The organism is Enemella dayhoffiae, from assembly GCF_002250625.1.
Taxonomy (GTDB): Bacteria; Actinomycetota; Actinomycetes; order Propionibacteriales; family Propionibacteriaceae; genus Enemella; species Enemella dayhoffiae.
The window spans coordinates 16,263-32,737 of the sequence record NZ_NMVQ01000009.1; the positions used below are offsets into that span (position 1 = coordinate 16,263).

Annotated in this window: 11 protein-coding genes; 7 read left to right on the forward strand and 4 right to left on the reverse strand. The window is 70.3% G+C overall.

The genetic code is table 11. From position 1 onward, the window contains the following. Positions 1-11: 11 nt before the first annotated feature. The 3 genes from CGZ93_RS06905 to CGZ93_RS06915 form a co-directional block, all read right to left on the reverse strand. Positions 12-1,109, reverse strand: a complete 1,098-nt coding sequence (locus CGZ93_RS06905) for a histidinol-phosphate transaminase (RefSeq protein WP_094363419.1) — start codon at positions 1,107-1,109, stop codon at positions 12-14. Continuing rightward, complete coding sequence (locus CGZ93_RS06910) at positions 1,109-1,744, reverse strand: VOC family protein (RefSeq protein WP_094363420.1); 636 nt, start codon at positions 1,742-1,744, stop codon at positions 1,109-1,111. The genes CGZ93_RS06905 and CGZ93_RS06910 overlap by 1 nt, the downstream gene beginning before the upstream one ends. A gap of 71 nt (positions 1,745-1,815) precedes the next feature. Then, a complete protein-coding gene (locus CGZ93_RS06915) occupies positions 1,816-2,574 on the reverse strand; it encodes a hypothetical protein (protein WP_094363486.1) in 759 nt (252 codons plus the stop codon). A 111-nt stretch (positions 2,575-2,685) separates the two neighbouring features. Between CGZ93_RS06915 and CGZ93_RS06920 the strand changes: the two genes are divergently transcribed. From CGZ93_RS06920 to CGZ93_RS06945, 7 genes are all read left to right on the forward strand, one after another. Continuing rightward, entirely contained in the window at positions 2,686-3,666 is a 981-nt protein-coding gene (locus CGZ93_RS06920; RefSeq protein ID WP_094363421.1) for a Ppx/GppA phosphatase family protein, read from the forward strand. 62 nt (positions 3,667-3,728) lie between these two features. Further along, positions 3,729-4,538 carry a sugar phosphate isomerase/epimerase family protein gene (locus CGZ93_RS06925; protein WP_094363422.1) on the forward strand — a complete coding sequence of 270 codons (810 nt, stop codon included), beginning with the start codon at positions 3,729-3,731 and terminating at the stop codon, positions 4,536-4,538. 8 nt (positions 4,539-4,546) lie between these two features. Then, positions 4,547-5,488: a proline dehydrogenase family protein gene (locus CGZ93_RS06930; protein ID WP_094363423.1), complete on the forward strand. Its 942-nt coding sequence runs from the start codon at positions 4,547-4,549 to the stop codon at positions 5,486-5,488. A gap of 19 nt (positions 5,489-5,507) precedes the next feature. Then, a complete protein-coding gene (locus CGZ93_RS19730; protein ID WP_267489719.1) occupies positions 5,508-5,639 on the forward strand; it encodes a hypothetical protein in 132 nt (43 codons plus the stop codon). Continuing rightward, positions 5,636-6,508: a CPBP family intramembrane glutamic endopeptidase gene (locus CGZ93_RS06935; RefSeq protein WP_229117266.1), complete on the forward strand. Its 873-nt coding sequence runs from the start codon at positions 5,636-5,638 to the stop codon at positions 6,506-6,508. The genes CGZ93_RS19730 and CGZ93_RS06935 overlap by 4 nt, the downstream gene beginning before the upstream one ends. 76 nt (positions 6,509-6,584) lie before the next feature. Next, positions 6,585-7,949 carry a sugar porter family MFS transporter gene (locus CGZ93_RS06940; RefSeq protein WP_094363424.1) on the forward strand — a complete coding sequence of 455 codons (1,365 nt, stop codon included), beginning with the start codon at positions 6,585-6,587 and terminating at the stop codon, positions 7,947-7,949. Next, a complete protein-coding gene (locus CGZ93_RS06945; protein ID WP_094363425.1) occupies positions 7,946-8,902 on the forward strand; it encodes a PfkB family carbohydrate kinase in 957 nt (318 codons plus the stop codon). Before CGZ93_RS06940 ends, CGZ93_RS06945 begins: the two co-directional genes overlap by 4 nt. Before the next feature lie 89 nt (positions 8,903-8,991). On the opposite strand, the gene CGZ93_RS06950 is transcribed toward CGZ93_RS06945, so the two are convergent. Next, entirely contained in the window at positions 8,992-16,371 is a 7,380-nt protein-coding gene (locus CGZ93_RS06950) for a beta strand repeat-containing protein (protein WP_094363426.1), read from the reverse strand. Positions 16,372-16,475: the final 104 nt, after the last annotated feature.

The window sequence follows — 16,475 nt, forward strand, 5'->3', positions numbered from 1 at the left end:
CGGTCATCGGTTCAGCGGGGGAGGGCGCGTGCCAGCTCGAGCACCCGGTCGTTGGCCTCGGGGGTGCCGATGCTGATCCGTACCCCGTCGCTGGGTTCGCCGGCGGCGTACGCCCGCCCGGAGACCCCGTTGCTGGCGAAGTGCTCGGCCCACTCGCCGGTACGTTCGCCAGCCGGCAACCAGAAGAAGTTGCCCTGGCTCTGCGGCACCCGGAATCCCAGCTCCAGCAGGGAATCCACCACCCGCTCCCGCTCGGCGACCAGCTCGCGAACCCGTTCCAGCAACGGCCCCGCTGCCTGCACCGACGCCACCACCGCGGCCTGCGCCGGCAGCGAGACGCCGAACGGCAGCGAGGCCCCGCGCAGTGCAGCGGCGACCCGTTCGTGGGCGACGGCGTACCCGACCCGGAAGCCGGCAAGTCCGTAGGCCTTGGAGAAGGTGCGCAGCACCATCACGTTGGGCCGTTCGGCCCACACCTCGAGCCCGCGGGTTGCCCGCGGGTCGGTGACGAACTCGACGTAGGCCTCATCGACGATCACCAGCACGTCCGCGGGAACGCTGTCCACGAAGGAAACCAGCTCGTCGTGCTCGATCGTCGGCCCGGTCGGGTTGTTCGGGGTGCAGAGCAGCACCGCCCGGGTCCGCGGGCCGATCGCGGCCCGCATCGCGGCCAGGTCGTGGGTGGTGTCGGGGCGCAGCGGCACCGGTACCCCGCGGGCGCCGGTCAGCTGGACCCCGATCGGGTACGCCTCGAAGCTGCGCCAGGCGTACACGACCTCGTCGCCCGGATCGCAGACCGCCTGCAGGGCGTGGAAGAGCACCGCCACCGAACCGGTGCCGAAGGCGAGGTGCTCGGTGCTGACACCCCCGCCGAGCATCGCCGCCACGGCCTCACCGACACCGAGGTTGCCGGCGTCGGGATAGCGGTTCATCTCCGCACAGGACGCCTGCACCGCCTCCAGCACGCCGGGCAGCGGCGGGAACGGGTTCTCGTTGCTGGACAGCTTGTACGCCCGGCCATCCGGTCCGGGCCGGGCCGGACGGCCGGGGCGATAGGCGGGCAGCGCCTCGATGCACTCTCGGAGGCGGACGCGGGGGGCCTCCGCCATCAGACGCGGATCTTGCCGGAGTCGGTGCGGAAGTGCGCGGCGACGATCCCGGGCTGCCCGTTGGGGGCGATCCACTCGATCTCGAAGTTGCCGAGCAGGTCCTCGCAGCGCCCGCCGATCCACTCCTCGACCCGCGCCTTGTCCCCGGCCAGCTCGAGGCGGATCAGCTCCACCCGCCCGTCCAACGCCTTCGGGCGTACGGATTCCTCGGAGATCCACTTCAGGAAGAAGGGCACCTGCGGGTCGGCCATCAACCCCTTCACACCGATCTGCTTCCACTCCAGCAGCCGCCCGTCGGGAAAGTGCCGGGAACCGTCCACGGCCTCCCGGCCCAGCCGCTCCTCGTAGGGGGCGAGGTCATCCACCGACAGCACCCAGCCCAGCCAGCCGCCACCGGCCTCGGAGCGGGCCCGCACCACCTGCCCGAACGGGGCCTTCTCGGCCACCGGGTGCTCCAGCACCTCGACGATCTCCACATAGCGGTCGTCGGCCAGCGGGATCAACCGGTTCCGGGTGCCGAACCGTGGATGGAAGCCGCCATCCCGGGACTGCTCACCGAGAACCTTGCTGAGCCGTTCAGCGGTGGCCTGGAGGCCTTCCGGGCCGGCGGCGAAGACGAGATGGTCGACGTGCATGGTGCCCATTGTGGCCCCCGTGCCCTCGACCGAACGAATCGGGTCCGGTTCCGGGGCAGGAACGCGACAGATCACCGCGATCTGCTGGCGGGATGCCCGGTCCGCCCACCAGCAACCTCGAAGTCTTCGCAGAACCCAACCAGCAGGGCATATGCGGCCGGACCCATCAGCTCGGTCAACTCGGCGGCGTTGCCGCGATAGACCGGTTCGTCGGCGGTGTGCGCCTCGGTGTTGGAGGTGCAGTACCAGTCCAGGTCGTGCCCGCCCGGCCCCCAACCCGCCCGCACGTATTCACCGATCGTCACCTCGGTGTAGCTCGAGTCGTCGGCGCGGGTCACCGTCCGGTACTGCCGCCGCAACGGCAGCTGCCAGCACACATCCGGCTTGGTCTGCACGAAATCCCGGCCCTCACGAAGCGCCAGCGAGTGCAGCGCGCAGCCCTCGCCGCCGGGGAATCCGGGCCGATTCAAGAAGATGCAGGCACCGTCCACGACCCGGGTCTTGCGGGCCGGAGCCTCCCCCTCGCCGGCGTCCTCCTCCTCGACCCAGCCGCCGTCGCGGGCGGCCGCCTTGTGCTGCCAGTAGGGCTTTTTGAGCCGTTTCACGGCCTTGGCCACCCGCGCCTCGTCGTCGGCGTCGGAGAAGTGCGCGCCCAGGGTGCAGCAACCGTCGTCGGGACGGTCGGCATAGATCCCGCGGCAGCCGTTGCCGAAGATGCACTGCCACCGCGAGGTGAGCCAGGTCAGGTCGCAACGGAACACCTGGTCCGCATCGGCGGGGTCGGCGAACTCCACATAGGACCGGGGAAAGTCGAGCAGGATCTCGGGCACGGCGTGCACCCTACTCCTCGGAACTACCCGGGAGACCGCGCTGCGAGCGGGCGGATTCGCCAGCAGGCGGGCGAGTTGGGGCGTACGCCTGCGAGGCGCCACAATGTGCGGGTGCGACTTGGCGTTCTCGACATCGGCTCGAACACGGTGCATCTGCTGGTGGTGGACGCCCGGGTCGGCGGCGCCCCGATTCCGGCCGCCTCCCACAAGCGGGAGCTGCGGCTGGCCGAACACCTCACCTCCGACGGCGCGATGAACAAGGAGGGGATCGCGCAGCTGGTCGACATGGTCGCCTCCTGCCGCGACTTCGCCGAACGCACCGGTTGCGCCGAGATGCTGCCGTTCGTCACCTCCGCCCTGCGGGAGGCCTCCAACTGCGACGACGTCATCGCCGCGGTGAAGAAGGAGACCGGGGTGTCGCTGCGGGTGCTTTCGGGTCGCGACGAGGCCCGGGCCACCTTCCTGGCCGCCCGACGCTGGTATGGCTGGTCGGCGGGAACGCTGAGCGTGTTCGACATCGGCGGCGGGTCCCTGGAGATCGCGGCCGGTGAGGACGAGGAGCCGGAGGTGGCCCTCTCGGTGCCGGTCGGCGCCGGTCGGATGGCGCGACGGTTCGGGCCCAAGGAGGTCACGGAGCTGCGTCGCCACGCCCGCGCCGAGATCGGGGCGGTGATCGGCGAAGTGCTGCGCCGGGGACCCTTCGACCAGACCGTGGCCACCTCGAAGACCTTCCGCACCCTCGGCCGGATCACCGGCACCGCCCCGGCCGCCGAGGGTCCGTTCGTGCCGCGCACCCTGGAGCTGGCGGCGCTGTCGGAGGCGGTCGAGCGGATCGCCGACATGAAGCCGGCCGATCGCGCTGACCTCCCCGGGGTGTCCCACGGCCGGGCCCCGCAGCTGCTGGCGGGCGCGGTGGTGGCCGAATCGGTGATGGAGCTGGCCGGGGTGGACACCCTGCAGATCTGCCCGTGGGCCCTGCGGGAGGGGATCATCCTCAACCATCTCGACCACCTCGACTACTTCAACGGCAACGGGCTGAAGTCGCGGCTGCTGCACAATGACCTGATCGGCCAGGCCGCACCCGACCGCTGAGCCTGCGGCGTAGATCGGGTCTGGCACCAGCTGTCGACACAGCACTGAGTAGGCTGAACCCGATGAGCAGCAGCACTGGCGCGCGGATCGCCCTGAGCACCACCTCGGTCTATCCCGAGTCGACCGCTGCCGCCTTCGAGTGGGCCGGCCGGCTCGGCTATGACGGGGTGGAGCTGATGGTCGGGCTGGACCAGGTGTCGATGGATGTCGACGCCGTGGAGCGGCTGCGCGATCACCACCAGCTGCCCATCGTCTCGGTGCACGCGCCCACCCTGCTGCTGTTGCCGCGCGTGTGGGGATCGGATCCCTGGGAGAAGCTGGAACGCTCGGCCCGCGCCGCACTGCAACTCGGCGCCCCGACCGTCGTGGTGCACCCGCCGTTTCGCTGGCAGGGCCGCTATGCCGGTGGCTTCGTGGCGGGCGTACGCCGGCTCACCGAGACCACCGGGATCCGTTTCTGCGTGGAGAACATGTACCCGTGGCGGACGCCCCGGGGTGAGCTCAAGGCGTACCTGCCCGGCTGGGACCCCAGCGAACTGGACTATGACCACCTGACCCTCGACCTGTCCCACGCGGCGACGGCCCGGCAGGACTCCCTCGAACTCGCCCGCTCCTGGGGGAGCCGGCTCGAGCACGTGCACCTGACCGACGGGAAGGGTTCGTTCAAGGACGAGCACCTGGTCCCCGGCCGGGGCGAGCAACCCGCCGCCGAACTGCTGCGGCACCTGGCCGCAAGCACCGAGTTCACCGGCGACGTGGTGCTCGAGGTGAACACCCGCGGGGCGGGCAGCCGCCGGCAGCGCGAGCAGGACCTGATCGAGTCGCTCAACTTCGCCCGCACCCACCTGGCCGCGGTGGCGGACCCGTCTTAGGAGGCGACGTGCTGGGGTCCGTGGTGCGCACCGCCGCCCGAAACGGTCGACTGGCAGCGCTACTCGCTGCCACCCCGGCCGGCCACGCGCTGGCGCGGCGACACCTGGGGCTCGGCAACGACGAGGCGCTGCCGATCGCCCGGGCCCTGGCCGACACCGAACGACTGGTGGCCCTGGAACCGCTGCGCCACCGGTCCCGGACCGGGTCGGAGGTGGCGGCCGCCGCCGAGGGGTACCGGCGGTTGCTGGCCGGGCTGAGCGAGGCCGGGGTCGAGGGCACCGAACTGTCGGTGCGGTTGTCGGCGCTGTCCGCCGATGCCGATCCGGGGGCGGCCGCGCGGGCCCAGCTGGCCGGGATCTGCACCGTGGCGGCCGAACTGGGGCATCGGGTCAACCTCGACCCGGAGGGCCCGCGCGGCGCCAGGCTGGGGCTTGACCTGGCCGCCGACCTGCACCGCGAGTTCGGGTCGCTGGGGGTGACCCTGGCCGCCCACCTGCACCGGGCCGAGCTCGAGGCGCAACGGTTCAGCGAGCTGGGGATGCGGGTACGCCTGGTGCGGCTTTCGGTGCATCCGGTGCCCGATGCCGCGCACACCGACACCGGCGCCGTCGACCTGGCCTATGTGCGCTGCCTGCGCACCCTGATGGAGGGGCCCGCCACCCCGGTGGTGGCCACCCACGACCCGCGGCTGCTGGCGATCGGTGCCGACCTGGTGCGGCGACACGGCCGCGGGGTCGGCGATCAGGAGTTCCTGCTGGATCACCGGATGCACCCGGTCGACCGTCGCCGGCTGACCGCCGCCGGGCTGCTGGTGCGTACCAACCTGTCGTTCGGTGAGGACTGGTCCGGCTATCTGGCGCGCCGGCTGGCCGAGGAGCCGAGCGGACTGGCCGAGCTGCCGCGTGGCCTGGTGCGGACCGCGGGGACCGGCACCGGCCCGGGGCAGTGAGCGCGGCGAGGAGGGATCGATGGAACACAGACCACGTGGGGACAAGCCGAGGAGCCCGTTTCGGGTCGCCGCCCTGGCCATGGGGGTGATCGCGCTGCTGGTGGTGGGCTGGTTCCTGATCGTGGCGGTGGTGGAGACCTTCACCCCGTGAGCAGCCAGGTCCCCCGGGTGGCTCGGGTCGGCCCGGCCCGCCCGCTGGTCGAGGTGCTGCTGGTGCTCGGGGTGTCGCTGGGGGAGTCGGCGATCTATTCGGTGCTGCGGATCGCGGATCGGCTGACACGGCAACAGCCGCTGTCGCAGCAGACCACCACGATGAACTCCTCGGCCACCCCGGACCGGCCGTGGCTCGATCTGGCCTACCAGCTCGCCAACCTCGCGTTCCCGCTGGTTCCGGTGCTGCTGGCGCTGTACCTGCTCAGCCTGCTGCCGGGCCGGGCCGCCTGGCCGGGGGACCGGGTCGAGTTGCCGGCCATCCGACGGATCGGGTTCGACCTGACCCAGCCGGGGCGGGATCTGCTGCGTGGGTTGGCGATCGCGGCCGCGATCGGCATCCCGGGGCTGGCGTTCTATCTGTTCGCCCGCCAGATCGGGATCAACACCAATGTCGCCCCGGCCAACCTCGCCGAGAACTGGTGGACGGTGCCGGTCTATCTGCTCGCGGCGGCGATGAACGGGGTGCTGGAGGAGGTGCTGATGCTGGGTTATGTGTTCCTCCGGCTGCGGCAGTTGCCCTTCAACTCGCTCGTTGCTCGCTCGCTCAGGGAACGTGATGGGTGGCTCAGGGGACGTGGGCTGGGCGGCTGGTGGTGGGTGCTGATCGCCTCGGCGGTGGTGCGGGGCGGCTACCACCTCTATCAGGGGTTCGGCGGGTTCCTCGGCAACCTCGTGATGGGGGTCGTCTTCGGCCTGCTTTTCCTGCGCTGGAAGCGATGCATGCCGCTGGTGGTGGCGCACACCCTGCTCGACGTGGTCGCCTTCGTCGGATACGCCGCGGTGGCCGGCAAAGTCTCCTGGCTGTGATCTCGTGACCCACCTGCAACCGAATGTCGACAGCGTGGGTCTTCCGGCAGGCGGTGTCTGGGTTTAGCGTGTGGATATGAAGCCCCTCGTGATCCGCAGCGCAATCGTGGCAGCCGTCGGTGGTTTGATCTTCGGCTTCGACACCGCCGTCATCTCCGGCGCCGAGAAGTCCATCCAGCACGTGTTCGGGCTGTCCGACGGGATGCTCGGATTCACCGTCACCACGGCCCTGATCGGCACCATTCTCGGCGCCATGGTCACCGGCCAGCCGGCCGACCGCTATGGACGCAAGAAGGTGCTCTTCGTGATCGGCATCCTCTATCTGGTCGGTGCGATCGGCTCCGCCCTGGCGCCCAACGTGTGGGTGCTGCAGGTCTTCCGCTTCCTCGGTGGCATCGGGGTCGGCGCCTCCTCCGTGTGTGCGCCGATCTACACCGCCGAGGTGGCGCCGCCGAAGAACCGCGGCAAGCTGGTCGGGCTGGTCCAGTTCAACATCGTGCTCGGCATCCTGGTGGCGTACGCCTCCAACGCGATCATCCGCGCGTTGTTCGACGGGGACCACGCTTGGCGGTGGATGCTCGGGGTAATGTCCGTGCCCTCGGTCATCTTCCTGCTGCTGCTCGCCACCGTGCCGGAGACCCCGCGCTGGCTGATGGCCAACGGACGCGAGGACGAGGCGCGGGCTACCTCGGAGCGACTGTGCATGACCACCGAGGAGTCCGACGCCCAGATCGCGGAGATCTCGGCCTCGCTGAAGGCGGCCAAGAACGCCCCCTCGGTGCCCTTCTTCGCTCCCAACCACCGCAAGGTGATTCTGCTCGCGGTCGCGATCGCTTTCTTCAACCAGATGTCGGGCATCAACGCGATCCTCTACTACGCGCCGCGGGTGATGGAGGCCGCCGGTGCCAGCACCAACGCCGCCTTCTTGATGAGCGTCGGTGTCGGCGCGATGAACCTGGTCGCGACAATGGCCGCGCTGACGGTGATCGACCGGATCGGGCGGCGCAGCCTGATGATCGTCGGATCGATCGGATACCTGCTGTCGTTGGGATTCCTGTCGGCGGTGATGTTCTTCTACGAGCGGATCGGCTTCAACTCGACCTCCAGTGTGCTGGTGCTGCTCGGGTTGATGGTCTTCATCGCTGCGCATGCCTTCGGCCAGGGTTCGGTGATCTGGGTGTTCATCTCCGAGATCTTCCCGAACCGGATCCGCGGCCGGGGTCAGTCGCTGGGATCCCTTACCCACTGGGTGTTCGCCGCGATCACCTCGTTCGCGTTCCCGCCGATCATCGGCGCCCTGGGCGGCGGTGTGGCCTTCCTGATCTTCTTCATCGCGATGATCGGCCAGTTGATCTGGGTGCTCAAGGTGATGCCGGAGACCAAGGGCGTCCCACTCGAGGAGATGGAGGCAAAGCTCGGCGTGACGGAGGATGCTCGATGAACAGACCCCGGCTGCTCAGCGTCGGCGAGGCACTGATAGATGTGGTTGACCAGCACGGTCGCACCTTTGAGCACGTCGGCGGCAGCCCGATGAACGTGGCCTGCGGCCTGGGTCGGCTCGATCACGATTCCACCATCCGGGCCTGGATCGCCCGCGATGAGCGCGGTGCGCGGATCCGGGAGTGGGTGACGGCGGCGGGGGCGCGGCTCGCGCCCGGCTCGGAGGACGCCGAACGCACCCCGGTGGCGTACGCGACCCTGGACCTGCACGGGCACGCCGAATACACCTTCGACCTGGAGTGGCAGCTCAACGACCTGCCCGCCGAAGGGGACTACCAGCACCTGCACACCGGCAGCTTCGCGTGCACGCTGGAACCGGGCGGCTCCGGGGTGGTGGCCGCGGTCCGGGTGGTGCGGGAACACGGCACGATCTCCTACGACCTGAACATCCGCCCGGCGCTGATGGAGAGCCCCGCGGCGGTCCGGGACCGGATCGAGGAACTGATCGGGCTCTCCGATGTGGTCAAGGCCTCCGATGAGGACATCGAATGGCTCTACGGTGATCTGCCGCTGGAGCAGGTGATCGACGACTGGCGCGGCCGGGGCCCCAAGCTGGTGGTGGTGACCCGCGGCCCGTGGGGCGCGATCGCCGCGCTGACCGCCGAGCGGGAGCTGATCCAGATGGATCAGTTGCCGGTCACGGTGGCCGACACCGTCGGCGCCGGCGACTCGTTCATGGCCGGGCTGATCTCCGGTCTGGTGGACGCCGATTTCGTCGGCTCCCGGGCGGCCGCCGCGCGGCTCGCGGTGGCCCGCTGGGCCGACGTGCGGCCGGCCCTGCAGCGTGCCGTCGCGACCGCCGCGATCACCGTCAGCCGTGCCGGGGCGTACGGCCCGACCCGCGGCGAGGTGGACGCCGCACTCGCCGCGGCCGATCTGCCCGGGGGGGACTGAACCGGCCGCGGCGGGCGCTCCCGGATCAGCGCCGCCGTGGATCAGCGCCGCCGTGGATCAGCGCCGCCGTGGATCAGCGCCGCCGTGGATCAGCGCCGCCGGCGGCCGCGCCAGACCAGGCCGGTACCAGCGATCAGCATCAGCAGGGCCGGCAGCAGCAGGGCCATCGGCGGTGCGCCGGTGGCGGGCAGCGCACCGGTCGGCGGATTCCCCGGAGCCGGTGGCTGGGTCCCCGGTGGCTGGGTCCCCGGTGGCTGGGTCCCCGGCGGCTGGGTGGGTGGCGGGGTCTGATAACCAGCGACCGGATGGGTGACGGTCTGCGGGGTGGTCGGCAGCGGGTCGCTGCCCGGCGGAGTCGCCGTCGAGGTGGCGGTATTGGTGAGCACCTGACCGGCGCCGTCGTCGTTCACCGTGACCGTGTAACGGATCTCGACCCGCTGCCCGATGCCGAGCGCGCCGTTCCAGGTCAGGACCGTGCCGTCGACCACCGGGGCGGCGCCCGGCACCTCGGCACCGGCGGCGTCGAGGATCCGCGCGGTCGGCGCGGTGCTGATCCGGGCGCCGGTGAGCACCGCGGCGAGGTTGTCCGAGATCCGCACCCCCTGCAGCGGGGTCGCGCCGGTGTTGCGGTCGACGATCGTGTAGCCGATCTGCTGGCCCGCTGCGACCGAGGTGCCCGATGCCGGGTCGGAGGTCTTGCTCAGTTCGTGCCCGGCGACCGGATGGCTGACGGTCCCGGTCTGTTCCGGTGTCTCGGGCAGGCCCTGCGGCACCGCGGTCGAGGTGGCCCGGTTGGTCAGCACCTTGCCGACGGCGTCGTCGGCGACCGTCACGGTGTAGCTGATGACGACCCTGCGGTCGATGCCGAGCGCCCCGGACCAGCTCAGCAGGTCGCCCTCGCGGGTCACCGCACCGGCGGGGTCGGTCACCGCCGCACCGGACAGTGTGGTGATCCTCACCGTCGGCGTACCGGTGAGTGAGGCCGCGTTCAGCACCTGGGTCAGGTCGTCGGCGATGTTCACCGTGGCCAGCGGGACGTTGCCGCTGTTGCTGCCGGTGAGGGTGTAGGTGATCGTCCGGCCGGGGAGCACGGTGGCTCCGGAGGCCGGGTCGGAGGTCTTGGCGAAACCGTATCCGGCGATCGGATGGGAGGTCTGGACTGGCGGCGGGCTGATCGACACCCCGTCGGGGCCCTGCGCCTGCGAGGACGCCTGATTCTGCAGTACGCCGCCCCTGGCGCCGGCCTTGACCGTGGCCGCGTAGCTGATCCGGACCCGCTGACCCGGCTGCAGCGAGCCGGTCCAACTGAGCGTTCCGTCGGCGATGGTCGGCGCCGCGGCACTGCCGGCCTCGTTCCCGTCGGCGTCCACGATGGTGGCGGTCGGCGCGCCGCTGAGATCGGCGTCGTCGAGGATGCCGGCCAGCTGGTCGGTGACCGTGACCGGGTCGAGCCGGGTGGCGCCGGTGTTGGTGCCGGTGAGGGTGTAGCGGACGGTGTCGCCCGGGCTGAGCGGGCTGCCGCTCGCCGGATCGGCGGTCTTGGTGAACGTGTAGCCGGCCACCGGGTTACGGGTGCTGACCTCATCCACCGGGATCGGGCCGCCGGCCGGCGGTGTCGCGGTGGCACCGGCACGGTTCACCAGGGTGGCTCCGGCGGCGTCGGGGTTCACCTTCACGGTGTAGCTGATCTGAACGGTGGCCCCGGCGGGGAGGGCGTCATGGGACCAGGTCAGCCGGTTGCCCGACACCGTCGCCGGTGGCACCTGTGCGACCCCGGAGACGGTGACGGTGGGGGAGCCGACCAGCCCGGCGTGGTTCAGCACCTGCGACAGGTCGTCGGTGATGGTGGTGTTCAGGGTGGTCGCGCCGGTGTTGCGGCCCAGCAGCGTGTAGGTGATCTGATCACCCGGGAGGACGGCCCGGCCGTCGCCCGGGGTGTTGGACTTGGCCAGGGTGAACCCGGCGATCGGGTGCTGGGTCTCCACCGGCGGGGGTGTGATCGGGTCCGCGCCCGCCGGTGGCACGGCGGTCGCGGTGGCACGGTTCCGCAGCACCACGCCGTGGGGTGCACCGGACACCGTCACGGTGTAGGTCAGCTCGACCTTCGCACCGACCGGCAGCGGCCCGCTCCAGGTCAGCGTGGTGCCGCTGAGGCTCGGGGCGGGCGCGGGAGCGCCGTTCACGCTCGCCGTGGGCGTACCGGTGAGGGTCGCATCGGAGAGCACCTTTGACAGATCGTCGGTGACGGTGACCGGATCCAGCACGGTGCCGCCGGTGTTGGTGCCGGTCACGTGATAGGTGATCGTGTCACCGCGCTGCACCGCCCGGCCGGACTCCGGAGTGGCCGACTTGGCCAAGGTGAACGCCGGCGTCGGGTGCTCGGTGCGGCCGGTCCCGCTGAACGGGGGCAGGCCGTTGGGTGGCTGGGCGGTCGAGGTGGCCGAGTTGTTGATCGGCGAGCCCGCATTGCGGGCATCCAGGGTCACCGTGTAGCTGATCCGCACGGTGGCACCCGCGGGCAGCGCGCTCTGCCAGCTGAGCGTGTTGCCCGTCACCGTGGGCTGGGTGGCAGCGTCGGTTCCGTCGATGGTGGCCCGCGGCGCGGTCGTGATCGCGGCCTGGTCCAGCACCGCGGCCAGATCGTCGGTGATCCGGGTGTCCAGCGGGGTGGCACCGGTGTTCTCACCGGTCAGGGTGTAGGTGACGGTTCTGCCCGGCCCGACGGCGGTGCCGGTGGCCGGATCGCTGGTCTTGGTGAACCGGTATCCGGGGACCGGGTGAGTGGTCTGCCCGGAGCCGGTGAACGCCGGCAGGTCGGGCCGCGACGGCGCCACGGCGCTGGAGGTGGCGTTGTTCTTCAGCACCGTGCCGGGCTTCTGGGCGGTGCTGGCGGAGGTGTTCACCTTGACCTGGTAGGTGACCACCGCCACCTGGCCGGGTTGCAGTACGCCGGTCCAGGACAAGGCGGTGCCGTTGACCCCCGGTGCGGTGGCGGCGGCGCCGTCGATCGTCGCCTTCGCCGAGCCGGGCACCAGGGTGGCGTTGTCGAGCACCTGGGCGAGGTCGTCGCCGATGGTCACGTTCAGCGGGGCGCCACCGGTGTTGGTGCCGCGCAGGGTGTAGGTGATCGTCCCGTCGGGTGCGACCGCGGTGCCGGAGGCCGGTGCCGCCGACTTGGCGAAGGTGTAGCCGGGTACCGGGCGGACCGCGAGGTCCAGCGTCAGGTTGGTGAACGCGTCGGTGGTCAGCGGGGAGACCGGCAGGTTGGCCACGTTGTCCCCCAGTGGCTCCTGACCGGTGATCGTGCTGCCGTTGACGGTGGCGTCCAGATGGATCAGCCCCGAGGACCGCATGCCACCGGCGAACGGGGTGGTGTTGTGGTCCACGTCCTCGTTCTTGTCGGTGTTGGGGTCGGCGACCGAGTTCACCGGGCTCGGCTCGGTCCGATAGAGCCCACCCCCGGATGCGAAGGCCGAGGCGGGCACCGTGACGTAGTAATCGCCGCGCGCCAGGTCGTTGACGATCCACCGGCCGTTGGCGTCGGTGGTCGTGGTGGCGACGACGGTGTCGGTCGTCCCATCGACCCGGTGCACCTGCACCGGAACTCCGGCCGGGGCGGGGCGATCGGTGCCGGCGGTGTGCTTGCCGTCGGCGTTCTGATCGACCCAGATCAGATCACCCAGCGAGAAGCCGAGCACCCGCACCGTGGTCTGGTTCGAGGTCAGCACCTGGAACTTGGTGCCGTTCACCAGGGTCGGGGAGAACGCGGTGAACCGGTCGGCGTAGAGGTTGCCCGGCCCGTTGGCGCCCTGCTTGAGGGTGTAGCCGAGTTTCAGGCCGGAGGCCGGGCCGGTGCCGGTGGCCAGCGCACGGTCCGCGACGAACTTGAACGCGGTCACCTCACTGAAGTTGGCGGGCGCACCGGCCAGCGCGCCGAACCGATCGGCGGAGAACCAGACCCTGCCGGCGGTGTTGTTCTTGGTGTTGTCGTTCGTCGGGTCGTTGAGATCCTGGGACACCTGCGCGCCCGGGACCTTGGTGTAGTAGACGGTGCCGGGTGAGGTGCCGGTACCGGTGAACTCGGTCGCGGTGACCGGGCCGGTGATCTGGTTGGTGCCGACGAACTTCGATGCGGGGGTGCGGTTCGCACCGGCCGGGTTGGTGGCGTCACCGTTGTAGGAGAACACCTCGATGACGGTCGGGTTCGCGATCGACAGGTTCGCCGAGAAGTTCTTGACGTTCAAGACGTACGCCTGGTTGTCGTCTTGCAGGTCGAGGGTCTGGTCGACGTCCTTGCGCAACTGCAACCGGCCGCTCTGTTCGAGCACGACGGTGTGGTCGTCACTGTGCTGACCGGGGTTGAAGATCAGGCCGTCGGCGCGGATCTCCGCCTTGTTGGTGACCGAGGTGTTGCTCGGGGCGAGGGAGTCGGTGACGGTGTAGATCCGCCGCGGCGGCATCAGCTTGTTCGGTGTCCAGGTGCCGAGGTTCCAGGTCAGGGTGGTGGTGCCGTCGGCATTGACGACCGCGGTGTCGGCCGGCGTACCGCCGGTGATCGAAGCGGTCTTGGCCGCGTCGTAGGTGACGTATCTGGGCAGCGTGTCGGTGATCACGACGTTCTGCACCGGTCCCGGCGTTGCCGAGTTGGCCGAGATGGAGGTGCTGACCTCCCAGATCACCGGATCGCCGGCGATCGCGGTACCGGTGTTGCCGTAGTCGGCCGCGCCGCTGCCCTGGCCGTCGACGACCACCGAGCGCTTCTTCAGGTTCGCGGTGAAGCTGGTGATGGTGTAGCGGTCACCATCGGTCGCCCCGTTGTCCGGCTGGGGGATGAAGCTGCGCGAGTTCCAGCTCCAGTTCGGCCCGATGTTGCTGGTCATCGGCTGGCCGTAGTTGGCGACCACCGTGCCCGCCGGGATCGGCTGGCCGTTGTTCGGCCCGCCGAGGAAGGTCTCGCGCTGCTTGAACGCGAAGTAGAAGCGCAGGTTGCTGCCGGGGTCGACGACCGGGGCGTCCGGCTTGCTGCGGACCCGCACCGCGTTGACCGCGTCGATGCCACCGGGTACCTGCCCGGGATCGGCGTACCAGGTGGTGGCGTTGTCGGTGCACCGCACCGCCGCCTGGTTGGTCCAGCTCCCGCCGAAACGCCCGGTCGTCGCGTCGTAGGCGCCGTTGTTCGCGGTGTCGTTGCCGAAGTCGAAATGCCCGTACTCGACGATGTAATTGGCCTGATTGGGTTGCTGCCCCGCCTGATTGGACGGGAGCGCGGAGTTGTGGACGAAGGCGTACATCCCGGCCGGATAGCTGCTGGCGTTGGTCATCGCGCCGCTCCGCAGCTCGGCGAGCCGGATGGTGGTGTTGTCGAAGATGTCGCAGGCGCCGGTGGCGGTCCAGGGCGTGCCGCCGTTGCTCACCGCGATCATGCTGGTGTGCGTCTCGCCCAGCTGGACCTGGCCCTGCCCGTCGTGGCTGGTCGCGGCCTGTGGCAGGGGTTTGTCCAGCGTCGACGTCCAGGCGGCGCCCTGGTCGTACCAGTACTTGGCGAAGGTGCCCGGGCTGATGGTGACCCCCGAGGGGCCGGCCACGTTGTTGCTGCGCGCATTGGTGGCCGGCATCCGATCACAGGCGGCGTACGCGCCGCCCGCCGGGCGGTCCGGGCAGAAGCCCGGCTCGTTGCCGGTGCCGTAGTTCGAGGTGCCGGTGACGCTGGAGGGATCGAAACCGGTGACCTGGTTGTTGGCGTTGAAGCGACCGGACCGGTTGGTCGGATCGCCGTCGGTGCCGTCGACCTCGGTCAGCGGGACGAAGACCTCCATCCGATACGACGCCACATAGAACGGCCCGGCCGACAGGTCGGAGCCGCCGGTGGACGGCAGGGTCCTGCTCGGATACCACTGGCCCGAGGTGTCGATCCCCTTCAGTGTCAGTTGGTAGGGGCTCGTATCGTCTCCGGCAGCTCGGGTGCTCGGGGTGCAGGTGCCGGAATCCATCACGGAGCGAGCCTTCAGCACCTCGCTGCGTCCGGCGACGTCTCGCTTGCCCAGCACCGCTCCGGCCACATTGCCGTCGTCGTTCGGGACGCAGGTGACCAGGTACCACTTCAACCCGGTCATCACCGAGTTGTTCTGCAACGGGTTGGTGCCCCAGAAGTCCTCGGTGATCGTCACCGGTTGGGTGAATGCCTCCACGCCGGTGCTGCGATCGGTCGAGACCTGCATGATGTAACGGAAGAACACGCCCTGGGTGGGCACCCCATTGACGTTCTGGGTGCCGAAGCGGGTGTAGGTCGAGCCGATCTTGCTGAGGTCGTAGCGCGGTGCCGCGGTGATCGTGATCGGGCCGTTGTCGACCGGCTGGCTCGGCTGGGCGGTCGCCAACCCGGTGGCGTCCACGCCGTACGCGCGGGCCGTGGTGGTGAAGGTCGAGCCGTTGGCGCTGCTGGAGAAGGTCCGCACGGTGGTCGGCAGCAGCACCGCCGAGGTATCGGTGCCCAGCTGGCCGAGGTTGCAGGTGAGGGTCAGGCTGGTGGTGCCGGCGGGCGGCGGGGTGCCGGCCGGCACCGCGGTTCCCGACGGCTGCGCCACGATCGAACTGGCGGGACTGGTGCCGACGCAGTCGGCCGGGATGCGGGAGAAGTTGGCGGAGGCGCCCGGCGCCAGGGTCAGCACCTGCTCGAAGACCACCGACTTCACCGTGTTGGACAGCGGCTGCTCGGCCGACACCGTCAGGTTCCAGTTGTAGCTGACCGTGTCGCCGGAGCGGACGATGTCGTTGTTGGCACCGGAGTCGGTGCCCGCCTGTCCACCCGTGGGGTCGAAGGGCGCGGTGCCGGTGTAGACGGCCTGGCCGCCGAACCCGTTGGGATCCGCGGCCAGCGCCAGATTGGTCTTCCAGGTCGGCCACAGCAGGCCGTTCAACTCCACCGGGGTGGTCGCGGCGGCGGCCGGGTTGAACGGCGCGGTCTGGGCGCGCTGGGCGCTGTCGCCGCCGGAGCCCACGGCGTCGAACGCATTCGCGGTGTTCGGGGTGATGCCGTCGTAGGCGGCCAGCACATCGCCGGCCGCACCGTTGGCGTCCAGCGCGACGAAGACCGTCGAACCGGGCGCGCACCTGGTGGCGATGATCGGCGTGACCGTGGCCGCTGAGAACCGGTAGGAGCCGTCGGCGCCGGTCGTCGTGGACGCGACGATAGGGTTGTTGCTGTCGACCGGTGTGCTGCAGCGCAGGGTGACCGCGACCCCGGGGATGCCCTTGTCGACGGTGCCGGGGGCGCCAGTGGTCTCGACCGTCTGGTTCCTGACCGCATCGGAGCGGATGATCCCGAACGCGAGATCGCCGGGCGCGGCGGCGGCGTGCGGGCCCGAGGGGATCACCAGGCCACCGAGCGCGAGCAGGCCAGAGAGCATGAGAATGATCAGCGACCGGATCGCGCGGACGCGGTCTGAGTTGCGGCGGTGAGGGTCACGCATGATGGGTCGTCCCGTCCGAGAGTGGCTGCGGCGGGCCTATCATTACAGTTCGATTAGACGCCTGACCATCCTCCCGGTCGCTGATCGAGACGTGAATCACACCG